The 19,920-nt window shown below is 71.4% G+C and carries 17 protein-coding genes; 5 read left to right on the top strand and 12 right to left on the bottom strand.

The window, feature by feature from the left end; all coding sequences use genetic code 11:
- Positions 1-5 precede the first annotated feature (5 nt).
- From IPK24_01560 to IPK24_01535, 6 genes are all read right to left on the bottom strand, one after another.
- On the bottom strand, positions 6-932 hold the full coding sequence (locus IPK24_01560) for a hypothetical protein (GenBank protein MBK8074260.1): 927 nt from the start codon (positions 930-932) through the stop codon (positions 6-8).
- A gap of 207 nt (positions 933-1,139) precedes the next feature.
- The gene (locus IPK24_01555) at positions 1,140-3,293 is read right to left on the bottom strand and encodes a serine/threonine protein kinase (protein ID MBK8074259.1); all 2,154 of its coding nucleotides are present in this window, start codon (positions 3,291-3,293) and stop codon (positions 1,140-1,142) included.
- Between the two features lie 17 nt (positions 3,294-3,310).
- Complete coding sequence (locus tag IPK24_01550) at positions 3,311-5,839, bottom strand: serine/threonine protein kinase (protein ID MBK8074258.1); 2,529 nt, start codon at positions 5,837-5,839, stop codon at positions 3,311-3,313.
- Positions 5,840-6,273: 434 nt separating this feature from the next.
- Positions 6,274-7,269, bottom strand: a complete 996-nt coding sequence (locus IPK24_01545; protein ID MBK8074257.1) for a hypothetical protein — start codon at positions 7,267-7,269, stop codon at positions 6,274-6,276.
- Between the two features lie 18 nt (positions 7,270-7,287).
- Complete coding sequence (locus IPK24_01540; protein ID MBK8074256.1) at positions 7,288-7,944, bottom strand: ankyrin repeat domain-containing protein; 657 nt, start codon at positions 7,942-7,944, stop codon at positions 7,288-7,290.
- Positions 7,945-8,018: 74 nt separating this feature from the next.
- The gene (locus IPK24_01535) at positions 8,019-8,990 is read right to left on the bottom strand and encodes an SBBP repeat-containing protein (protein ID MBK8074255.1); all 972 of its coding nucleotides are present in this window, start codon (positions 8,988-8,990) and stop codon (positions 8,019-8,021) included.
- A gap of 78 nt (positions 8,991-9,068) precedes the next feature.
- Between IPK24_01535 and IPK24_01530 the strand changes: the two genes are divergently transcribed.
- Entirely contained in the window at positions 9,069-9,569 is a 501-nt protein-coding gene (locus tag IPK24_01530) for a winged helix-turn-helix transcriptional regulator (GenBank protein ID MBK8074254.1), read from the top strand.
- A gap of 30 nt (positions 9,570-9,599) precedes the next feature.
- On the opposite strand, the gene IPK24_01525 is transcribed toward IPK24_01530, so the two are convergent.
- A complete protein-coding gene (locus tag IPK24_01525) occupies positions 9,600-10,124 on the bottom strand; it encodes a permease (protein MBK8074253.1) in 525 nt (174 codons plus the stop codon).
- Here IPK24_01525 and IPK24_01520 point away from each other — a divergent pair.
- The 3 genes from IPK24_01520 to IPK24_01510 are packed head-to-tail and all read left to right on the top strand — an operon-like array spanning position 10,086 to position 13,095.
- Positions 10,086-11,069, top strand: a complete 984-nt coding sequence (locus tag IPK24_01520) for a response regulator transcription factor (protein ID MBK8074252.1) — start codon at positions 10,086-10,088, stop codon at positions 11,067-11,069. The genes IPK24_01525 and IPK24_01520 overlap by 39 nt on opposite strands.
- A complete protein-coding gene (locus IPK24_01515; protein ID MBK8074251.1) occupies positions 11,069-12,205 on the top strand; it encodes a HAMP domain-containing histidine kinase in 1,137 nt (378 codons plus the stop codon). Before IPK24_01520 ends, IPK24_01515 begins: the two co-directional genes overlap by 1 nt.
- Before the next feature lie 35 nt (positions 12,206-12,240).
- The gene (locus IPK24_01510) at positions 12,241-13,095 is read left to right on the top strand and encodes an EamA family transporter (GenBank protein MBK8074250.1); all 855 of its coding nucleotides are present in this window, start codon (positions 12,241-12,243) and stop codon (positions 13,093-13,095) included.
- On the opposite strand, the gene IPK24_01505 is transcribed toward IPK24_01510, so the two are convergent.
- Positions 13,043-14,260, bottom strand: a complete 1,218-nt coding sequence (locus IPK24_01505) for an AlkZ family DNA glycosylase (protein MBK8074249.1) — start codon at positions 14,258-14,260, stop codon at positions 13,043-13,045. The two genes, IPK24_01510 and IPK24_01505, sit on opposite strands and share 53 nt — an antisense overlap.
- A 25-nt stretch (positions 14,261-14,285) precedes the next feature.
- Between IPK24_01505 and IPK24_01500 the strand changes: the two genes are divergently transcribed.
- Positions 14,286-15,719 (top strand): MFS transporter, encoded by a 1,434-nt coding sequence (locus tag IPK24_01500; GenBank protein ID MBK8074248.1) that lies wholly within the window; start codon positions 14,286-14,288, stop codon positions 15,717-15,719.
- On the opposite strand, the gene IPK24_01495 is transcribed toward IPK24_01500, so the two are convergent.
- From IPK24_01495 to IPK24_01480, 4 genes are all read right to left on the bottom strand, one after another.
- Positions 15,689-17,125 (bottom strand): amidase, encoded by a 1,437-nt coding sequence (locus tag IPK24_01495; GenBank protein MBK8074247.1) that lies wholly within the window; start codon positions 17,123-17,125, stop codon positions 15,689-15,691. The two genes, IPK24_01500 and IPK24_01495, sit on opposite strands and share 31 nt — an antisense overlap.
- Positions 17,126-17,152: 27 nt before the next feature.
- Positions 17,153-18,376: a Fic family protein gene (locus IPK24_01490; GenBank protein MBK8074246.1), complete on the bottom strand. Its 1,224-nt coding sequence runs from the start codon at positions 18,374-18,376 to the stop codon at positions 17,153-17,155.
- A 328-nt stretch (positions 18,377-18,704) separates the two neighbouring features.
- Positions 18,705-18,887: a hypothetical protein gene (locus IPK24_01485; GenBank protein ID MBK8074245.1), complete on the bottom strand. Its 183-nt coding sequence runs from the start codon at positions 18,885-18,887 to the stop codon at positions 18,705-18,707.
- 25 nt (positions 18,888-18,912) lie between these two features.
- The gene (locus IPK24_01480) at positions 18,913-19,881 is read right to left on the bottom strand and encodes a pirin family protein (GenBank protein MBK8074244.1); all 969 of its coding nucleotides are present in this window, start codon (positions 19,879-19,881) and stop codon (positions 18,913-18,915) included.
- Between the last annotated feature and the right edge of the window lie 39 nt (positions 19,882-19,920).

Here is a 19,920-nt window from a genome sequence, read left to right as displayed (position 1 = left end):
GAGACTCAGAGGGTGATCACCGAGCTGCGGGCCACGACGGTCCCGCCCTCCCAGGTGCAGGTCTTGACCGCTTGGTAGCTGCCCAAGCCGGCGTACTGGTACGCCACGGAACCCGCGGCACGGCCCACGGCCACGGATCCCAGCGAGACGCCTCCTCGCTCGAGGCGCACCGAGCACGTGGTGGCGGGCGTCGGGCTGATCACCGCACTCCAGACCACGTACAGGAAGGTCGACCGGGTGAGCGAGACGGTGCCGGCGGTGGGTGCCGGAGGCATGATCGTCACCGACTCGGCGGCCGAGTCGGTGCACGAGCCCAGGGAGTTGCACACCCGAGCCGAGAACGAGTACGCCACGCCGAGCTGCAGCCCCGAGACACTCGCGGTGTAGGGGCCGGCCGGCGACGGGGCGATGCCCACGGCGACGGGGCCACCGAAGACCGTGATCGATGCCAGGGTGCCGCGGTTGGGAACCACATTGCTGATCGACAGGACGACATACCCGCCGCTCACGGTGGTGCCCTTGTTCGTCACCGTGAGCACGGCGCGCTCCGGCTGGCTGGGGGGCTGCGGGGACGGCGCGGGCGCTGCTGGTGAGGGCTGCTGCGGTGTGGCCGTGACCCGCAGGGTCGCCGTTCGGCGGGGACTGGGTGAGCGCCGGGGTGTCGTCCGCCGTGGCGCCGGGTCGGCGCGGTGGGAGCTCGAGGCCACCGTCGTGGCGGCGGCATCGACGGAGGTGGCGGGGCTGGGCGACGCCGGGCCAGTGGGCGTGGGGGCCGACGTGGGTGACGGTGCGGCCACCGGGAGCGGGTTCACCGTCACCAGGTCCGCCCCGCGCCCGGGCCATCTGGCAGCGATCACCAGCGCCACCACGAGCACCAGCGTGGTGGCGGCCAGGACGATTCCCGGGAGACTGCGCGCCCGCTCAGTTTTCATGGTCGACCCGGTGACTCCATCTCGCTGTGATCACTCTCTGCGAGAATCCCTCGAGCTCTGCTCCAAAGGGGCCACGCAACGTCACCGACACTAGAGGAATCGTGTCTTCTCGGGTGCAGAAATGCCCGATCAGAGACCTGGCACCATCCTCCGACCACGGACGGTGACTGCGAGGCTGAGGTAGCCCGCGGGGCGGGCTGCGCCGGCCTAGGACACTGCCGTGGCGTCCGCCACGTCCCACGTCACGACGACTCCCCGACCGGAGCGCAGCACCAGGCGCGAGGAGTCCTGACTGAACCGCAACTCGGCCGAGGCATCGAGCACGTTCGGCGCGGAGGAGTGGATCACCCCGGCCACCGCGCCCAGCAGCGGCCCCACCACGGTGCCGTCCCGGACCCGCCAGATCTGGCCACCGTCACGTCCGAATCCGGCGAGGTAGGCGCCGTCCGGGCTGAAGGCCAACGCCACCGGCCCACCCCCCGGACCGGAGCCCAGCAGCCATGGCATCACGGTTGCCGACGCATTCGCCGAGAGGCTCGACAGGATCACCGTGTCGCCGTCGAGGCCGACGCGGGCCACGCGCGTGCCCGACGGGCCGACAGCCAGCGGGAAGGCGAGGGACGTCGCATCGTTCGGCATCGAGGCGATCGCCTCACCGCGCGGATCGACCGTGACCGACCACACGCCGAGACCTTCGTCGTCCGGCAGGGGGGCGGCGATCGTGTCCAATCCGGCGTCGGCGGCCCAGACCCCCCAGGCGCCCGCTGCAGCGGTAGGCATCCCCGCGCCCGCCAACCGCCCGGCGCGCGTGTCCAGCAGGTGGACGGCATGGCCGTCCACCCCGAGGGCCAGCCACTGCCCGTCGGCCGAGAACTGCAGGCGTTGCACCGTTCCGGCGATCACCGCGGTCACCCTGGCGCCCGAACTGAGGTCGTCGATCCGCACCCGGGTGTGCGTGCGGGACACCTCGGAGAGAACCAGGACCCGTTCGACGGCCGGGTCCGGAAGCAGACGGCAGGTCGCGTTCTCGGATTCGATCCTGGTGCTCACCCTGGCCCGGCCGGAGGCGGCGTCCTTCGTCACCAGGGAGCAGCCCTCCTGGGCGGTCACCGTGGAACCGTCGGAAGCCACCGAGAACCCGGTTCGAATCCCTGCGGCGAACAGCTGAACCGGAATCACCCGGGGCTGAGTCAGCGCTCTGTCGTCCTGGACGTCTCGGGCGTCGTCCCGGTCGGTGTCGCCCGCGTGCTCGGCGGCGGCCGCGGGGTCGAACGGTTCGCCCTCCGGGGTGTCGCTGTCGCGGTTGACCCCGCCGAGCCCGACCAGCAGAGCCGCGGCCGCCGGAATGACCAGCCAGCGCCAGCCCCGCCACGAACCCCGTCCCACGAAAGGCACCTGCCGGGGCGGCAGCGTCGTCCGGGGCGGCGTCGTCCGGGGCGACGACGCCGGCCGGGCCGACGCGACCGTACCTGGGCCGGGCGGCGGTGGAGTGCCCCAGGCGGGAACGGCGGGTCGTGGATCGGGCACGGCTGGTCGCGGATCGGGAACGGCGGCAGGCAGGGTGCGCGAGTCATGAGCTGCCCGCAACACCAGCTCCATCGCCTCGGCGGCATCCGGACGCGTCGCCGGATCCGACCCCAGGCAGCGGCGCAACACCTCGGCCAGCGCCCCTGGCACCCCCGGCAACGGGTCGTCCGAGCAGGTCGGCACGGCACCGGACGCCGCGAACGCCACCGTCGCTGCCCAGGCAAAGAGGTCGGACGCCGGCGACACCGGGTGGCCCGCCGCCGCGGTGAGCTCCGGGGCGAGGTATTCGCGGGTCCCGAGCACGCCGTCCGAGGTGTCCTCGACCTCACCGTGGCGAGCCACGATCCCGAAATCCACCAGGCGCGGCCCGTCCGGCCCGAGGACCACGTTCGAGGGCTTGATGTCCCGGTGCACCAGCCCGGCATGGTGCACCGAGCGCAGCGCCGTCAGCGTCGCGAGGGCGAAGCGGTCCAACTCTCCGTCCCGCAACGGGCCGCGAGCCCGGACCGCGTGCGCCAGGTCGGGGCCGGGCACGTACTCACTGACCAGATAGGCCGGGTCGGTGTCCGGGTGGGCGTCGAGCAGCCGCGCGATGCCGAAGCCGGCCACGCCCTTCAACGCCTCGATCTCGGCGACCAACTGCTGCCGAGCTTCCGGATCGGCCATCCACTGCGGGTCGAACACCTTGACCGCGACCGCACCCCCCGCCTGGTCGCGCCCCAGGTAGACGGTGGCCTGCCCGCCTCGGCCGATGCGCCGCTCGATCAGGTACGGCCCGACGTCCGACGGGTCCTCGGGGCGCAGCGCATCCCCGGCACCGTCCCTACCTGTCACCAGACTCCTTCGCGGCCTCAGGGAATGGCCAGCACCGAACTCTTCACCTGGACCTGCCCGCCCGAGTACGTACACGTCTTCGTGGCCTGGTAGCTGGTCTTCGCCTTGCCCGTGAAGGTCGTCTTACCCGCGGCCAGCCCGATGCTGCGTGAGGCCAGACCGCTGCCGGCCGGGGTGCTGACGACCTCGACCGTGCAGGTGGTGCCCGCCGGCGCCGCCGTGGTCGCCGTCCAGGTCACCGTGACCACCATCGCGGCCCGGGTCAGCGTGACGGTGCCGACCTTGGGCGGCGGAACGGGCACGGTGTAGGTCGCGGCGTCCGAGGTGGTGCACAGCCCGACCGAGTTACAGACGGTGGCGGTGAACGAGTACTGCTTGCCCGCCGTCAGGGCACCGACCGTGGTCTGGTAGCCCGACTGCCCGGCGACGACCGGGATCGAGACCGTCTTGCCGTCGTAGGCGATCGAGATCGAGGTGACACTGCCGGAACCGGCCGAGACCCCGCCGACCGACAACCGGGCCTGGGTGGCACCCACCCCCTCGGCCGACAACGAGGGCTTGCCCGGCGGGTGCTTGGGCGGGGTGTAGCTCACCACGCCCGAGGAGGCGCACAGCGCGAAGCTGTTACAGACCTTGGCCGAGAAGGAATAGGGCTTGCCGGCGGACAGTCCGACCACCGTCGTGCGGTACGAGGTGGCCTTGCCGTTGCCCACGGGGACGGCGACCGACCCGGTGCCGAAGCTCACCGTGATCGAGGACAGCGTGCCGGTGGTGGGCGTCACCTTGGTCACGGTGACGACCGCCTGGCCCTCTCCCGATTCGGCCACCGTCACCGCCGGAGCACCCGGAGGCAGCTTGGGTGGGCTGTAGGAGGCCGTGGAGGCCGAACACAATCCCTCGGTGTTGCACACCGTGGCCGTGAACGAGTAGGTCTGCCCCGCAAGGAGTTTGTCGAAGGTGGCGCTGTAGCCGGAGGCCCGTCGCACGGTGACGGATCGCCCCTGGGACGTGATGGTCACCGAGGCCACGCCACCGGTGGTGGGCTGCACCCCGGAGACTCGCGCTACGGCCTTGCCCAGGCCCGCCCCGGTGATGGACAGCTGAGGCCGGCCGGGATGCTGCGGCGCCCGGCCGCCCTGCACGCCGCCCTGAAGGCCCCCGGACGTCGAGGGCGGCTGCGACGGAGTCGGTTCCGCACCGCCGGCGCTCGGCAGGGTGGCGGCGGTGCTCGGTGGCGGCGAGCTGGGCTGAGCGCTGGGCCCTTGGGCCACCACGGCGACGGAATCATCACGTCCCTGCCAGGCCATCAGTCCCAGCACGGCCCCCGTGCCCACCGCCAGGGTCGCCAACGCCAGGGCGGCCAGGCGACGCGGGGAACGCCGAGACCGCCCACGCTCGTCCACCAGCCGGTCGAGGTCGGCGCCCAGCATCGGGCCGTCGGGCTTGAACCCGGCCACGCGGGGGGCACCGGTCTCGAGACGCATCGGCGGCGGTACCGATCCCACCGCGGTCCCGGGCAGCACGGTGATCCGTCGCCCGGGCTCCTGAGGCGGTGCCGGGGCGGGCTGCAGCGACTGACCTGCCGCGGTGGTCTCACGCACCAGCGTGGGCGCGTCCTGCGCCGGCGTGGGTGCGTCCTGCGCCGGCGGTGTCGCGGTGTGTTCGACCGCTCGAGCCCAGAACGACCCGTTGCCCTGGCCGAGTCCCTCCAGGCCCGAGGCCACCTGCCGCATCCGGGGGCCGACCTGTTCGGCGGCCGGACGACGCTCGGGGTTCTTGTCCAGCAGATCGCACAACAGCTGCCAGACCGGGTCCGGCAAACCCTCCGGACGAGGCAGTGGCTGATTCACGTGCGCCATGACGAGGGCGAGCGGTTGCGAGGCGGTGAAGGGCTGCCCCCCGGTGCAGAGCTCGTACAACACCACGCCGAGGCCGTAGACGTCGGAGGCGGCGGTGGGTTGACCACCCAACCCCACCTCGGGCGCCAGGTATTCGGGGGTTCCGAGCGCGCTGCCGCGGGCGACCAGCCGGTTCACCGCGACCCCGGCCACCCGCAGCCGCAACCGGCCATCGGCCTCCTGCTCACCGAACACGTTCTGGGGGGTCAGGTCACCGTGCACGGTCCCCGCCGCGTGGACCGCCGCCAGACCATCGGCCACCTGGGCGGCGAGTCGCAGCGCCTGCGCAGGCGAGCAGGGGGGCTGGACACACCGGTGCAGGTCGTCGCCCGGCACCAACTGGCTGACGATGGCCAACTCACCGGGTTCGGCCAGGACGTCGATGACCTGAACCACGTTGGGGTGGCTGATCGACCGCAGCCGGTCGCGCTCGGCGCTGAAGGCCGCGACCACCGCCGGGTCGGCCGCGAGGTCGGGACGCAGGATGTCGACGGCGACCTCGCCGCCGTCGCGCACCCTGGCTCGGTGAACCCTGCCGTGTGCGCTGTGCCGGAGCAGTTCACCCACGGTGTAGCGCGAGTCCAGGTGCACGCTGAGGGCATCACCCGCCACCTCGGTCACCCCGACCGGATTCTGCTCCCCGTTCATGAAACCGTGCTCCTCGCCCCGACGACCTCGACGGCCTCACCCCACCGACCGCGCGCGGACATCATCTTCCACCCCGCGACGACCGAGGACGAGGTGATACCTGCCGAGAATTCCCTCGTCGAGCCATGACGATCTGCCCTCCCCCGAAGGTTGCGACCCCACCTCCCCCCGTCGCCCAACGGTCGTTGCGGTGAGCCGAGGGGTCATCTCGTGGACGTCGAGGTCGACTCGACAACCTCCTTCGACGGGCACAGGCTGGTCGGAACAGGATCACCGTGACCGCGGCGCGAGCACGGTTCCCCGGTGCGGTGTCTCCCCCACACCCCCAGGGGCAGCCCGCCGAGGCGCGGGCCCGGTCTTCCCCGAGGCCGGGCCCGCTGGCCTGCTGCCTGCCCGGCACCCGGGCGCACCCTCCACGCCGCCCGCGGCGCAGCTCAGGACTCCAGCCTGGCCACCAGGGTGTTGAGCACAGCGGCCGCCTGATCGGCGTCCTGCACGGTGACCCAGGTCGCGGAACCGTCATACGTGTCCACGCGCAGGGCAGGCCCCGACCGCGTGACGAAGCCGCGGCCGTGTGATCGAAAGCGCAACCCGTAGCCCCCGAAGTCGCGCAGCGGGGAGAGATCCTCGGCGGCTGCGGAGCGCACCTGGTCCATCGGGATGTCGATCCACGTCATCCGGCCGAACGACTGCACCCGAACCCCGGCCTCGTCGACCGAGACCTGCCCGCGCAGCATGCCGACGATGCCCACCGTGGCCATCGTCGGAATGATCGCGACCCACGGATCGACGACCGCGGCGAGCACCACGGCGAGCACTCCACCGAGCGCCACCGCGACCACGGCCCCGGTCGCCCACGGGGTCGGCCCCCGCCACGCCGACGGCTCGGTCGAGCCGGCCGGCAGCCGCGGGGCGTCGTCCGGCAAGGGATCGCGGTGCGCCGGTGGCGCCGGCCGGGCCGGCCGGAGCAACCGCCAGCTCAGGACGGCGAGTGCCGTACCCACCACCACGCCGGCCGCCAGCCAGGGCCCCGGATCCGGCGCTTGGTGGGCATCGGCGAGCCCTCGTTGGCCCAGCAACGACCCGTACATCATGGTGGCGGCCAACCCGACGACCCAGGCATGAGTGACCCCGAGGACGCGGCGGCCGTCGCCGGGCAGGACGGCGGCCAGCGCGCCGAGTACCAGCGTCAGCACGACGAGGATCACCCCCGCCGTGACCAGATATCCGGTCAGGGGTTGCGTGTGGTCGACCCCGTTCATGCCGTAGTGGGACGCCACCTCGACCGGCAGGTTCGGCCTGAGGGCCGAGCCGAGCAGCGTGCCACCGACCACGACCACCAGGGTGAGCGCAACGACGATGACGAACCATCGGGTCAGGGACGGCGTGACGGTGCGAGGGGCGGGGTCGGCAACAGACAGCGGCTTCACAACTCTCCGTTGCTGACGTCAGGGAGCCGGGGACTCGAGCAGGGTCACCATCTCATCGTGTTCCCGCGCGACGGCGATGTCGAGGGCCGTGCGACCCTGCGGGTCCCGGATCGACCGGTCGGCCCCGGCCCTGAGCAAGCGGCGTACCACCTCGCGGTGCGCCTCCTCGCCGTCGCCGAGGATGACCGCCTCCAGCAGCGCCGTCCAGCCGAGGCGGTTGACGTGATTCACGTCGACCCCGGCGACGACGAGGCGATCCACGATCTGTGCGTACCCCCGGTGCGCGGCCCGGATCGCCCCGGTGCCGTTGTAGGAATCGGTCGCCGTCACGTCACCACCGTGCGCCAGGAAGAGCTCGAGCAGACGCGGGTCGTCCCCGACCTCGGAGGTGGCGATCAGGAACGGGCTCTGCTCGCTGTCGTCCTTGCGGTTCACATCGGCACCCGCCGCCACGAGCACCCGCGCTGCCTCGACCCGATTCTGGTAGGCCGCCTTGGCCAGCGCCGTGGAGTTGTTGCGATCCACCGCCTGATCCAGCCGGGCACCGCGGGACAGGGCGGCCCGCACACCCTCGACGTCGCCGTGAGCGGCCGCCAGCAGCAACGCCTCGTCCGGCTTCTCGGGCTCGGCGCACCCGCTCAGCGCCACCAGGAGGATCGCCAGGACCGCGACCACCGATCGGCTGAGCCGAGACCCGATGACCCCGCCGACCGCAGCCCGTGGAACCCGTGGAACCCGTGGAACACGGCTCATCGCAGCGGGATCGCGACCACCCGGTCGCCGGCCGGTGGGGCCGCGAAGCCGAATTGGGAGTCGACCGCCAGCAACTCACCGCGGGCGAAGTCGGCCGTGGTGAGCGTGCGGTCGGCCGGGGTGGCGATCACCTGACGGACCTGCGCCGCGCTCCAGCCCTCGGACAGCCGCAGCGTGGTGACCTTGCGCGCGAAGTTCTGAACCACCACGAGGGTGTGGCCGCGCAGCGCCAGACCGTCGGCGTTGACCAATGCCTCCCCGGCCACCTGGATCTGCCGAACCGCCTTGGTGTGCAGGTCGATTCGCCACAGAGCGCCGGTCGTACCCTGCGCCAGCAGCAGGTAGCGACGATCGGGAGTGCTCACGATGCCACCGAGGTCGAAGTCGGTGAGCGATGGGGTGTAGGGCACCGTGGTCGAGACGTCGAGCCAGTTCTCGATCCTCCAGACGCCGCGCCGCTCGACCACGCGCCAGATGATCGGCAACGACGAGTCGGTGACGTACGCGGCGCCGTCCGGCCCGATCCACACGTCGTTGAGGAACGAGCCCGTCACGCCGGTGGCCAGCTCGGCCCGGAGCGCTCCGGTGCGGTCGAACACCCGGACCTCACCCGTGGGTCCACCGGCGACGTACACCCGGCCCGCGCCGTCCACGGTGATGCCCCGGCCGTTGTCGCCCTCGCGGGGACCGACCCACACCGACAGCTGAGGCGAGCCGATCCGGGCCCGGTAGATCGTGCCGCTGCGGTTGGTGGCACTGACGTAGACATAGCCGGCGCGTTGATCGACACCGATGCCCTCGAGGTAGACGCCCGCCTCGGGCAGGTCGTAGCCGATCGAGCCGGCAGAGCCCGAGCCGGCCGTCGCCGCAGACGCCGGGGCGGCGACCGTGAGCAACCCGGCCAGCGCCGTGGCGGCGGTGAATACCGCCGAACGGGTGAATCCCAGCGCACCACGACGTCCCGTCATGCCATCCTCCTTGATTGCTGACCAATCAGCCAACCGTAACCCCGGACTCAGAAGGTGGCCAGTGCCTACACTTTCGCCATGGTCGACCCCGCATGGCTCGATGAGCACGAGTTCGTGATGTGGCGCTCGTTCTTCTACATGCGCCGCGATCTCGAGCGCGCCCTCGAGGCCCAACTGGCCGAGCACGGCCTCTCTCATGCCGACTACACGGTCTTGGTCGTGTTGTCCGAGACCGAGGGCACCGTGATGCGGGTCCGCGACCTGGGCGAGCAGATCAGCTGGGAGAGCAGCCGACTGGCTCACCATCTGCGTCGCATGGAGCAGCGCGGCCTGTTGGTGCGCAGCGACGCGCTCGATGATCGCCGGGGCACCTTGGTCACCTTGACGCCTGCCGGCCTGGCCGCCATTCGCGAGGCCGCCCCGGGTCACGTGGACGCCGTGCGGCGTTACTTCGTGGACCTGCTCGACGCGAACGAGATCGAGATGCTCGCCTCGATCTCTCAGCGGGTGAGCGCGGCCGTCAAGGGCGTTCCCCTGGTGGAGACCCGCGAGACCGCCGCCGCAGCCGCCGAGGGCTGATCCCGAGACGGCGAGGTTCGCCCGCCGAGATCAGGGGGCGGTGTGCGACATGCCGGGCATGCTGTCGCCGCCCGGCATCGCCTGTTGCGGGGTCCATCCCGCGATGGTCGGATCGAGCATTCCCACGATCATCGCCACGTGGGCGACCACCAGGAAGACCGCGACGAAGGTGACGTGGAGCTTGCGCGCCCGACGAGCCTCGCCGCGACCGAGCACCCCGAGCTCGACCAGGGTGATCCCGATCAACGGCAGCGCGCCGGCCAGGTAGGCCAGCACGGCGATCAGGTCCACCGGGCCGCGCCAGCCCCCGCTCGTCGTCAGCGGGATGACCGCGTTCTTCAGGAGATAGACCCCGATGGCCACCATCACGGGGCCGACCGCGATCCCGGCCCACCGGCTCAGTGCGACCACCCAGGACGGTGGCCGGGTGCTGAACAGCAGCACCAACTCGGTGATCGCCAAGGTCTCGGCCAAGATCACCGGTATCGCCATGAACAGCACCAGGTTCCACGGCTGATGGGCGGCCAGCAGCCCCATGTAGTGGGTCATGCTCATACCGTCCATCGCGCCCCCACTGGTGACGTCGGGCAGGAACAGGACGCTGATCGCGGCCGCCGCCGTCACGGCGGTGACGATCGGCAGCAAGGGGCCTACCTGGGGCACGAGCGTGGGTGTGGTGCTGCGGGAGTCTGTCGTGGTCATGGGATTCACTCTCGACAGCGCCCCCCACCGGGACGCCGCAGGAATCCTGAAGATTCGACGAAGATCGGTGTCGGCGGCACACTCGGGCGGGTGAGTCCACACCAGGTTCTCGTGGTCGACGACGAGGTGCCCCTGGCTCGCCTCGTGGCCGGCTATCTGACCAAGGCCGGGTACGAGGTGGCCATGTGCCACACCGGGCCGGACGCCGTGACGCTCGCGCGCGACGTCCGCCCGGACGTGATCGTGCTCGATCTCGGGCTGCCCGGGCTGGACGGGCTCGAGGTGTGCCGTCAGGTGCGCACCTTCTCGGACTGCTACATCCTCATGGTCACCGCCCGGGACGACGAGGTGGACACTCTGGTCGGGCTGTCGGTGGGTGCCGACGACTACGTGACCAAGCCGTTCAGTCCCCGAGAGCTGGTGGCCCGGGTGCAGGTGGTGTTGCGCCGCCCGCGCAGCGCGTCGGCCGCCGTGCCGACCCCGGTGGCCGAGGAACCGGCGCGGCGATTCGGAGCGTTGCACATCGACGTTGCGGGGCGTGAAGTGCATCTGGACGGCGAGCCGATCACCTTGACCCGCACCGAGTTCGACCTACTGGCCGCCTTGTCGCAGCGTCCCCGGTTCGCGTTCAGCCGGCGCCGACTGGTCGACGAGGTGTGGGGCGAGGGCTGGGTCGGCGACGATCACCTGGTCGACGTCCACATCGGGCACATCCGGCGCAAGCTCGGCGACGACGCGGCCACCCCGCGCTACGTCCGCACGGTGCGCGGCGTCGGGTACCGCATGGGTGAGGGGTGATGGACCAGGCCGCCGCCGCAGACCCGCGGTCGGCGCGGCGTCCCGGACTGGCCGGGCGACTGCTCGTCGGTCAGGTGGTGGTGTTGGCGATCGGCATCGTGGCCGCCGCCGTGACCGCGACCGCGGTGGCCCCGGCGCTGTTCCACGAACACCTGCTGCGGGCCGGCCACCACGTCACGGACGCCGAGCGCAGCCACGTCGAGGAGGCGTTCACCTCGGCTGGTCTGCTCTCGCTCGGCGCCGCACTGATCGCCGCGCTGATCGCCGCGCTCGCGGCGTCCTGGTACATCGGACGACGCATCCGGCGACCACTCCTGACGCTCACCGAGGCCGCTTCGGCGGTGCGGGCCGGACACTACGACGTCGAGGTGCCCACCGGCGGCGGAGCCGAACTCGACACGCTGGCAGCCGGTTTCAACGAGATGGCCGCGCGGCTGGGACGCGTCGAACAGACCAGACGCCGGCTGCTCACCGACCTGGCCCACGAGTTGCGCACGCCGATCGCCACACTGGACGGCTACCTCGAGGGCCTCGAGGACGGGGTCGTCGACTGGACGCCGCAGACCATGACCCTGCTGCGGTCACAGACCGCGCGACTGACCCGCCTCGCCGACGACCTGCGCGAGGTCTCGCGCGCCGAGGAGGGGGTGATCACCCTCGACCTCACGCCGTGCGACCTGCTCGGACTGGTGCAGGATGCCGTGAACTCGGCCCGAGAGCTCTTCGCACACAAGGGTGTTCGGCTCGAGGTCACGCCACCGGGGACGTCGGCATCGGTCGAGGTGGACCGGCAACGGATGGGCCAGGTACTCACCAATCTGCTGGGCAACGCCCTGCGTCACACCCCCACAGGTGGACTGGTGCAGCTGACCGGATCCGTTGGACCGCAAGGCGTCCGGGTGTCGGTGGAGGACTCCGGCGAGGGCATCACCGCCGAACACCTACCCCACGTGTTCGATCGCTTCTACCGCGCCGACCCTGGCAGCGGCACCGGCGTCGGGCTGACCATCTGCCGGGCCCTGGTCGAAGCCCACGGCGGCAGCATCACCGCCGCCTCGGAGGGTGCCGGCCACGGGGCCACCTTCACGATCACCCTGCCGGCCGGCCGAGCCGGCCGACAGCCGCTCGGGAGCTGAGGCCGTTGCCGTGGCGGGACACTGCGCTCGCCGTGATGGTCGCCGTCATCTGGGGGACCAACTTCGTCGTGATCGAGGCCGGGCTGGCCGACATGCCGCCGTTGCTCTTCCTGGTGATCCGGTTCGTGGTGGTGCTGTTCCCGGCTCTGCTGATCGTGCCGCGCCCGGCGGTGGGCTGGCGTGATCTCGCCGTGGTCGGCACCTTGATGAGTACGGCGCAGTTCTCCTTGCTCTACCTCGGCCTGAACGCCGGGATGCCGGTCGGGCTGGCCTCGCTCGTGGTGCAGGTGCAGGTGTTGCTGACGGTGCTCATCGCCCGGGTGGTGCTGCGCGAACGCCCGACCCGACGTCAGGTAGCGGGCGTACTGCTCGGGGCCGCCGGGCTGGCGATCGTCGCCGTCGGGCGCTCGGCCGCCACCCCGCTGGACTCGTTGCTGCTCACGGTTGCCGCGGCGCTGTGCTGGGCGGCCGGCAACGTGGCCTCGCGTCGGCTCGGCGTCGTCTCGGGGCTGTCGATGACGGTGTGGTCGGGCGTCGTGGTGCCGCTGCCGTTGCTGCTGCTCTCGCTGCTGGTCGAGGGGCCGCAGCGGATCGGCGATGCCCTCGCCCACGTTCCGCTGAGCGCGATCGGCTCGACGCTCTTCACCGCGTATCTGTCCTCGCTGGTGGGCTACGGCGTCTGGAACTCGCTGCTGGCCCGCCATACGGCAGCCGCCGTGGCCCCGTTCACGTTGCTCATCCCGGCCGTGGGGCTGATCACCGCGTGGCTGGTGCACGGCGAACTGCCCAACCCGGCCGAGGCGAGCGGCGGCGTCCTGCTCGTGCTGGGGGTGGGGATCAGCGTGCTCCGGCGAGCTCCCGCTGAGCGGGTGAGGCGAAGCGCACCGTGATCCGCACGTCGCCGAGCAGCTCGCGGACGACGTCCAGCCGGCGCTGCAGCTGGGTGCGGCGTCGGGCCGGCACCGCCTCGAACCAGCCGGTGCGCAGCTCGCCGTCCGAGGCTTGGGTCCAACAGCCGACGACTCGGCCGTCGACCCAGAGCGTGGCGCCGGCATTTCCATTGCGGTCGAAGGCCTCCGCCGCCGCCGCGGGCAGGTACCAGTCGCGCTGCTTCCAGCCCATGGTGGTCGGGTCGAGCGAGGGCAGGACGGCGACCCACGGCTCACCCGGTGCGGTGGTCTCGGGCGCCGAGCCCGTGGCGTCCAACAGGTCGTCGGCGGCGTCCAGCCAGCCGGGGGCGCCGTCCAGGTCGACCTCGACGGCGCCTGCATCGGCCAGCGCCCGCCGGGTCACGGTCGCGGTCCAGCCGAAGTACCACTGCACGTCGGTGGTGGTGCCGGGGCCGAACCGGCGCAGCCACTGCCGGGCCAGGTCTCGTGCCGCCTGGCGCGGATCGGGGGGCGTGCCGTCCGGCCCGAGCAGGGCGCCCGGCGACCAGGTGTCCATCGCGGCCCAGGTGTACTGACCGCTGACCCAGCTGCCCACCGGGCGGGTTCGCACGATCGCCCCCTCGAAGCCCAATTGCAGCAGCACCCGGGTGTGGGCCGCCTGGGTGCCCTCGTACGGCTTGCCCACGGCCAGGCGCAGCGGATGGGCCAGCTCGGGGACGCGTTGCCCGAGGGAACGGGCCGTCATCGGGCCGTGCGTGTGCAGCAGGTCGAGCAGGTCGGCCTTGGCCCCGGCGAGCCAGTGCTCGCCGTCCGCGATGCCGCTGTCGGCCAGCATGCCCAGCAGCCGGCGGTGCTGAGCGGCGGCGTAGACCGCGGTGGTGGTGGCGTGCATCCGGGCCAGCGTGGGCGGGGTGGTGATCCACAACGTACGGCGCATGGCATGGTGGCGCACCACGCTGCGGTCGACGTAGAGGGCCTGGTCGACGCCCTCGATCGACGGGTTCGCCATCCGGGCGGCCGCCGACAGGTAGACCGTCACCGGGTCGGTGGAATGCAGCGCCAACACACTCTCGGCCAGCGCCGGGACCCCGTCCGTCGCCCGGTGCGGCAGCAATCGGTGGCTGTCGGCGAGCCGGGCTCGGCGCTGGGTGCTGCTGATCGTCATGGGCACAGCAGTCATCATGGAGCGCATGAGCGACACCCGGACAGTCGAGCCCGACGTCCGGCGCATCCATCGCGCATGGCTCGTGGCCGCGGTCACCCTGGGCGCGTTGATCACCGCGGCGGCGTTCCGCTCCTCGATCGGGGTGCTGATCGAACCGCTGGAGCAGGAGTTCGGCTGGACCCGGGCCACCACCTCGGGCGCGGTGACGCTCAACCTCGTGCTCTACGGCCTGGTGGCCCCCTTCGCCGCCGCGCTGATGGAGCGGTGGGGCATCCGCCGTGTGGTGGCACTCGCGCTCACCCTGGTCGGCGGCGCCAGCGCTCTCACCCTGCTGATGACGGCAGCCTGGCAGCTGTGGCTGCTGTGGGGGCTGCTGATCGGGGTGGGCACCGGCTCGATGGCCCTGGTGTTCGGCGCGATCGTCGCCAACCGCTGGTTCGAGGCCCGCCGCGGCTTGGTGACCGGCATCTTCTCCGCCGGTAACGCCACCGGCCAGCTGATCTTCCTGCCCGTGGTGGCGCGGGCGGTGGAGGGACCGGGATGGCGCTGGGCCGCTGCCGGCATCGCGGTGTACGCCACCCTGATGATCGCCCTGGTGCTGGCCTTCCTCGACGACCACCCCAGCGACCGCGGTCTCCTCCCCTACGGCGCCGCCCCCACCCCTCCCCCACCTCCGTCCCCGCCCCCGCCCCCTCCCCTCGCCCCCCTCGAGCGCAATGTCACGTTGCACTCGTCTGGCGAGCGTGACGTGACATTGCGCTCGGGGGGGATGAGCGCGATGGACGACGGTCCCCCCACCGCGGCGACGCAGCGTGACTCCACGTCGTCCACCTCGGCCGTTCGGACGGCGCTGGGCGTGCTCGCAGAATCCTCACGCCGGTGGACGTTCTGGGCGCTCGCACTGACCTTCTTCGTCTGTGGCTGGTCGACCAATGGACTGGTACAGACCCACTTCGTGCCGGCCGCGCACGATCACGGCATGCCGACCACGACGGCTGCCGGATTGCTGGCCGTGGTCGGCATCTTCGACATCATCGGCACCCTGGCGTCCGGCTGGCTCACCGACCGCATGGACTCGCGCGTCCTGCTGGCCGCCTACTACGGCCTGCGAGGGGTGTCGCTGCTCGTCGTCCATCAGATGCTGGCACCCTCGGTGGAGCCGAGCCTGTGGGTGTTCATCGTGTTCTACGGCCTCGACTGGGTGGCCACGGTGCCGCCCACGGTGGCGCTGTGCCGTCAGCACTTCGGGCTGCAGCGTTCGGGCGTGGTGTTCGGCTGGGTGTTCGCCTCACACATGGTCGGCGCCGGGATCGGGGCGAGCGTGGCCGGGTGGATCCGGACGTCGTCCGGCAGCTACCACGACGCGTGGATCATCGCCGCCGAGCTGTGCTTCGCCGCTGCCGTGGTGTCGCTGTCGATCCGGCGCTCTCAGGGCGTCCAGAGCAGCGGCGACAACTGACCCACGGTGTCCTCGATCGCCTGCGCGGCGTCCAGGGCGACGTCCTCGCGGTAGCGCGAGGCGACCAGCTGGACGCCGGTGGGTAGACCGTCCACCAACCCGGTGGGCGCCATGGCGGCGGGCAGCCCGAGGATGTTCATCGCGATGCTGGGGCGCAGCGACCGCCACACTGCCACCGTGTCCGCGGTGCTGCGAACGTCCTCGTCGACGGCGAGCAACGGACCGAGCAACTCGGGGACGACGAGCACTGGGTAGGTCTCGAGGAAGCCGAGCCAGGCGCGGATCAGGGTGGTGCGCCGGGCCAGGTCGTCGATCTGCTCGCCGAGCGTGGCGTAGGGCTGGGCCAGCTCGCCCACCGCCGCCCAGTAGGTGATCATCTGTTCGCTGCCCAGCCGATCGAGCACCGGGCCGAGCTGGTGGTTGAGGTCGGCCATCATGAGCCGGAACGCGAGGTCGGCACTCGCCCCCACGCCAGGGGTGTCGGCCTCGGCGACCTCGACCACCTCGTATCCGGCCGCGGCCAGAGCCGTTGCGGCCCGGTCGATCCCGGCGAGCACGCTGGGGTGAGTGCGCTCGCCGTCCAGCCCGCGCAGCACGGCAGCCCGCCGCGGCACCGGTGGCCCCTCCAGCGGGGCCGGCACCCACCACGGGTCCCGGACGTCGCGCGCGGCCATCGCCGCCAGGCCCGCCCGCACGTCGGCGACCGACCGGGCCAGCACCCCTTGCACCGACATCAGCGTCGCGATCGTGGTGCGTTCGGCCAGGCCCGAGGGCAGGTAGGCGGGCACCCGGCCCTGGGTGGGCTTGATCGCCGGGACGCCGCAGTGCAGCGCCGGGATGCGCACCGAGCCGCCGATGTCGTTGCCGTGCCCCAGCGCGCCCATGCCGGACGCCACGGCCGACCCTGCGCCACCGGAGGATCCGCCGCACGAGGTGGCGTCGTCCCAGGGGTTGTGGGTCAGCCCGTACAGCGGGTTGTTCGTGGTCGGGCGCATCGAGATCTCGGGGGTGTTGGTGCGCCCCACGATCACCGCTCCCGCCGAGCGCAGGTTGGCGGTGACCGGCGAGTCCGCCGGTGCGATCAGGTTCGCCCACCCGGGCAGCCCGTTCGGCGTGCGCTGCCCGGCGACGTCCACGTTGTCCTTGATCGTGACCGGGACGCCGTGCAGCGGACCGGTCGACTCACCGCGGGCGAACGCCTCGTCGAGCGCGGCGGCGCCGGCCATCGCCTGCTCGGCCAGATCGAGGGTGATCGCGTTCAGGTGCGGGTTGACCGCCGCGACCCGATCGAGGACGGCGCGCGTCACCTCGGTGCAGCGCACCTGCCCGGAGCGGGTGGCCGCGGCCGCCTCGACGGCTCCCCATTGCCACAGCGGACGGTCGGGCAGGTGCGTATCAGTGGTCACGAGATCGAGTGTGAGGGCGAGACCGGGTCAACTCCAAGCGTCGGTCACCGTGCGTGCGACCGGGCCGGTCTCGGCGCCCACTTCCTCATACGAGAAGGGCTTCTCCAGGATGTCGAGCACCGTCGCCGCGACCCAGTAGAGCTGCCCACCACGCCCGATCGCCTGCGGGTCACCCACCCAGCCACGGGCCTGAGCATCCTTGATCAAATTGCGTGCGCCCTGGTTCGTGATGCCCAAGTGGTTCTGGACCCGGCGCACGGTGAGGTAGGGGTTGGTGAAGACCAGGTCCACCAGGCCGGCGATCATGGACCGTGACCGCGCCGCATCCTGGAGGTACTCCTCTCTGAGCCGTACCACCAGACCGGCCCGGTGGACGGCGTCGTCGGCAGACCTGGCGATCGCGGTCAGGAAGAACTGGATCCACTCCTGGATCTCGCCTCGCTCCCGTACTCCTTGGAGCAGGGAGTAGTAGGTGTTCCGGTGTGCCTCCAGATAGCCGGACATGTACAGCAGCGGGGTCGTCAGCCGCCGCTCCTGCACCAGCATCAGGCCGACCAGTAGTCGGCCGATGCGTCCGTTGCCGTCCAGGAAGGGGTGGATCGTCTCGAACTGGTAGTGCATGAGTGCCGCACGGACCAGCACCGGCATCCGGCCGGGCTCGTTGACGAAGCGCTCCCAGTCGATCATCAGCTCCGGTAGGTACTCCGGCAGCGGCGGTACGTACGTCGCACTGTCCGGGCTGTCCGTGGGACTACCGATCCACACCGGTGAAGTACGGATCTCACCCGGCAGCTTCTCCGCCCCCCGGACACCGCTGACCAGTTCGCGATGGGCCTGCCTGATCAGCCGCTGTGTGAGGGGCAGGGTGGCGAGCAGGCGGTATCCGGTCTCGCTGGCTCGCAGGTACCGCTTCACCTCCTCCACGTCCGCATCGACACTCGCCGCGCCGTCCGCGGCCTCGGCCTGCATCACGTTCGCCAGCGACGTGTTCGTCCCCTCGATCCTCGAGCTGGCCAGGGCCTCACGAGTCGAGTACGGCCCGACGAGGAGCTGTGGATTCCGGATCAGCTGTCCCAGACCGTGCAGATGGCCCAGCGAGCTGTCGGCGGTCGACAGGGCGAGGATCGTCGCCTCCGAGAGCTCCAGCGTGCGCGGCAGCGGATTCGGCGCGTAGAAGCAGAACGCCACCCGACCTCCCGGTCGGCGCATCGGCTTTCCGAAGATGGTCTCCGTGTAGCTATCCGGGTTCATGTACGGAGAGTATTGGAACTGCCTCTCACCCTCCAAGACGTGAGCCCGGTTCGTTGGAGCTCTGGTTGGATCCAACGTTGGATCCAAGGGCAATCTCCACGAGGAAGTCATGGGAATCGAGGCTGACGCTCCAACAAACAGGAGGGTTTCGTTGGAGCGTCGGCCCGGCGCTCCAACGAGCGTTGCATCTCGAGCCCGACGCTCCAACAAACAGGGGGGTTTCGTTGGAACGTCGGGCGGACGATCCAACGTCGATGGCACCTCATGGGACTGCGCAGCGTCTTGCCCTGTCGACTACCGTCAGTGATGACGGGCGGTCAGCGGCTGATCAGCCCGCCGTCCCGCCACATGCCCGCCAGACCAGGCTCGCCGTCCGGTGCGCCCCGTAGGCGCGGATCCGTGCCCGGCGCGGTGCCACGATCTGCTCGGCGTAGACCTGCCGGACGGCGGGCTCAACACCCTGCTCGCCCTGGTCGTGGTCGCCGAGGTGGTGGCGTTCCAGATCTTCCACCCCGAGCAGGAGCCCCGGTAGCAGCTCAGAGCTGGTGACCGGTGCGGGTTCGCGGCCGCAGCCGGACGTTCGGCAGTGCCGGGGCGGGGATGCGATCGACCTCACCGACGTACCCCGACACCTCGCCGAACCGTTCGGCGGCGGCCTGCCACTGCTCGCGGAACGCCGCGATCTGCTCGTGGGAGCGCCCGATGAAGTTCCACCACATCACCACCGGCTCGGTGAACGGCTCGCCCCCGAGCAGCACCACCCGCGCCGGCTCATCGCCGATCACCTTCAGCCGCAACGAGTTCGGCCCCACGTCGCGATACCCGAGCTCACCCCGCCGCAGCCGGACGCCGTCCAGTTCGACCTCGCCGGCATCGACCAGCACCCCGTGCTCGAAGTCCTCGTCGGCACCCCACAGCCGATCGGCGCCCGGAGCGAGGGTGAGCTCCACGCCGAGCAGCGGCGTCGCCGTCCGCACCGGTGAGACCTCGCCGTCGAAGGCCCCGATGAACACCTGCGTGCGCACGCCGTCGTCCTCGTGCACCGGCGGCACGTAGTGCTGGAAGTCGCGCGGCCCATCGGCCTCGGCCTGCGGCAGCACCACCCACAGCTGGACGCCGTGCAGCACCCTCGTGCCCGGCGTCGACACCTCGCTGTGGGCGATCCCGGCGCCGGCCGTCATCAGGTTCAACTCCCCCGGGCGCACCAGCTCGTGCACGCCCGCCGAGTCACGGTGCTCGACCTCACCGGCGAACAACCAGCTGACCGTGGCCAGGCCGGTGTGCGGGTGCGGCGCGACGTCCATGCCACCGGTCCCCGATGGGCCGGCGACGTCGTCCGGGCCGTAGTGGTCGACGAAACACCAGGCCCCCACGAAGGCTCGCTCGCGAGAGGGCAGGGTACGGCGCACCGTCATCGCGCGAAGCCCGCCGAGCGGTACCTCACGCGGCGGGATCACCTGCACCGCGGTGTGTGCGTCCTCGGCCACGCCCCAGCTGCCGGGCATGCTCACCCCTTCCGTGTGGCCCCAGCCTACGGACCCCGG

The organism is Kineosporiaceae bacterium, assembly GCA_016713225.1.
Lineage (GTDB): Bacteria > Actinomycetota > Actinomycetes > Actinomycetales > Kineosporiaceae > JADJPO01.
The sequence above is the reverse complement of the archived record's forward strand: the minus strand, read 5'-3'. Positions and strand labels throughout refer to the sequence as shown.

What these genes read in the sequence shown, in the direction of transcription:
- IPK24_01560 (MBK8074260.1), bottom strand. Translation starts at nt 932, where the DNA reads ATGAAAACTGAGCGGGCGCGCAGTCTCCCGGGAATCGTCCTGGCCGCC.
- IPK24_01550 (MBK8074258.1), bottom strand. Translation starts at nt 5,839, where the DNA reads ATGAACGGGGAGCAGAATCCGGTCGGGGTGACCGAGGTGGCGGGTGAT.
- IPK24_01535 (MBK8074255.1), bottom strand. Translation starts at nt 8,990, where the DNA reads ATGACGGGACGTCGTGGTGCGCTGGGATTCACCCGTTCGGCGGTATTC.
- IPK24_01530 (MBK8074254.1), top strand. Translation starts at nt 9,069, where the DNA reads ATGGTCGACCCCGCATGGCTCGATGAGCACGAGTTCGTGATGTGGCGC.
- IPK24_01520 (MBK8074252.1), top strand. Translation starts at nt 10,086, where the DNA reads ATGGGCGGCCAGCAGCCCCATGTAGTGGGTCATGCTCATACCGTCCAT.
- IPK24_01525 (MBK8074253.1), bottom strand. Translation starts at nt 10,124, where the DNA reads ATGAGCATGACCCACTACATGGGGCTGCTGGCCGCCCATCAGCCGTGG.
- IPK24_01515 (MBK8074251.1), top strand. Translation starts at nt 11,069, where the DNA reads ATGGACCAGGCCGCCGCCGCAGACCCGCGGTCGGCGCGGCGTCCCGGA.
- IPK24_01510 (MBK8074250.1), top strand. Translation starts at nt 12,241, where the DNA reads ATGGTCGCCGTCATCTGGGGGACCAACTTCGTCGTGATCGAGGCCGGG.
- IPK24_01505 (MBK8074249.1), bottom strand. Translation starts at nt 14,260, where the DNA reads ATGACGATCAGCAGCACCCAGCGCCGAGCCCGGCTCGCCGACAGCCAC.
- IPK24_01500 (MBK8074248.1), top strand. Translation starts at nt 14,286, where the DNA reads ATGAGCGACACCCGGACAGTCGAGCCCGACGTCCGGCGCATCCATCGC.
- IPK24_01490 (MBK8074246.1), bottom strand. Translation starts at nt 18,376, where the DNA reads ATGAACCCGGATAGCTACACGGAGACCATCTTCGGAAAGCCGATGCGC.
- IPK24_01480 (MBK8074244.1), bottom strand. Translation starts at nt 19,881, where the DNA reads ATGCCCGGCAGCTGGGGCGTGGCCGAGGACGCACACACCGCGGTGCAG.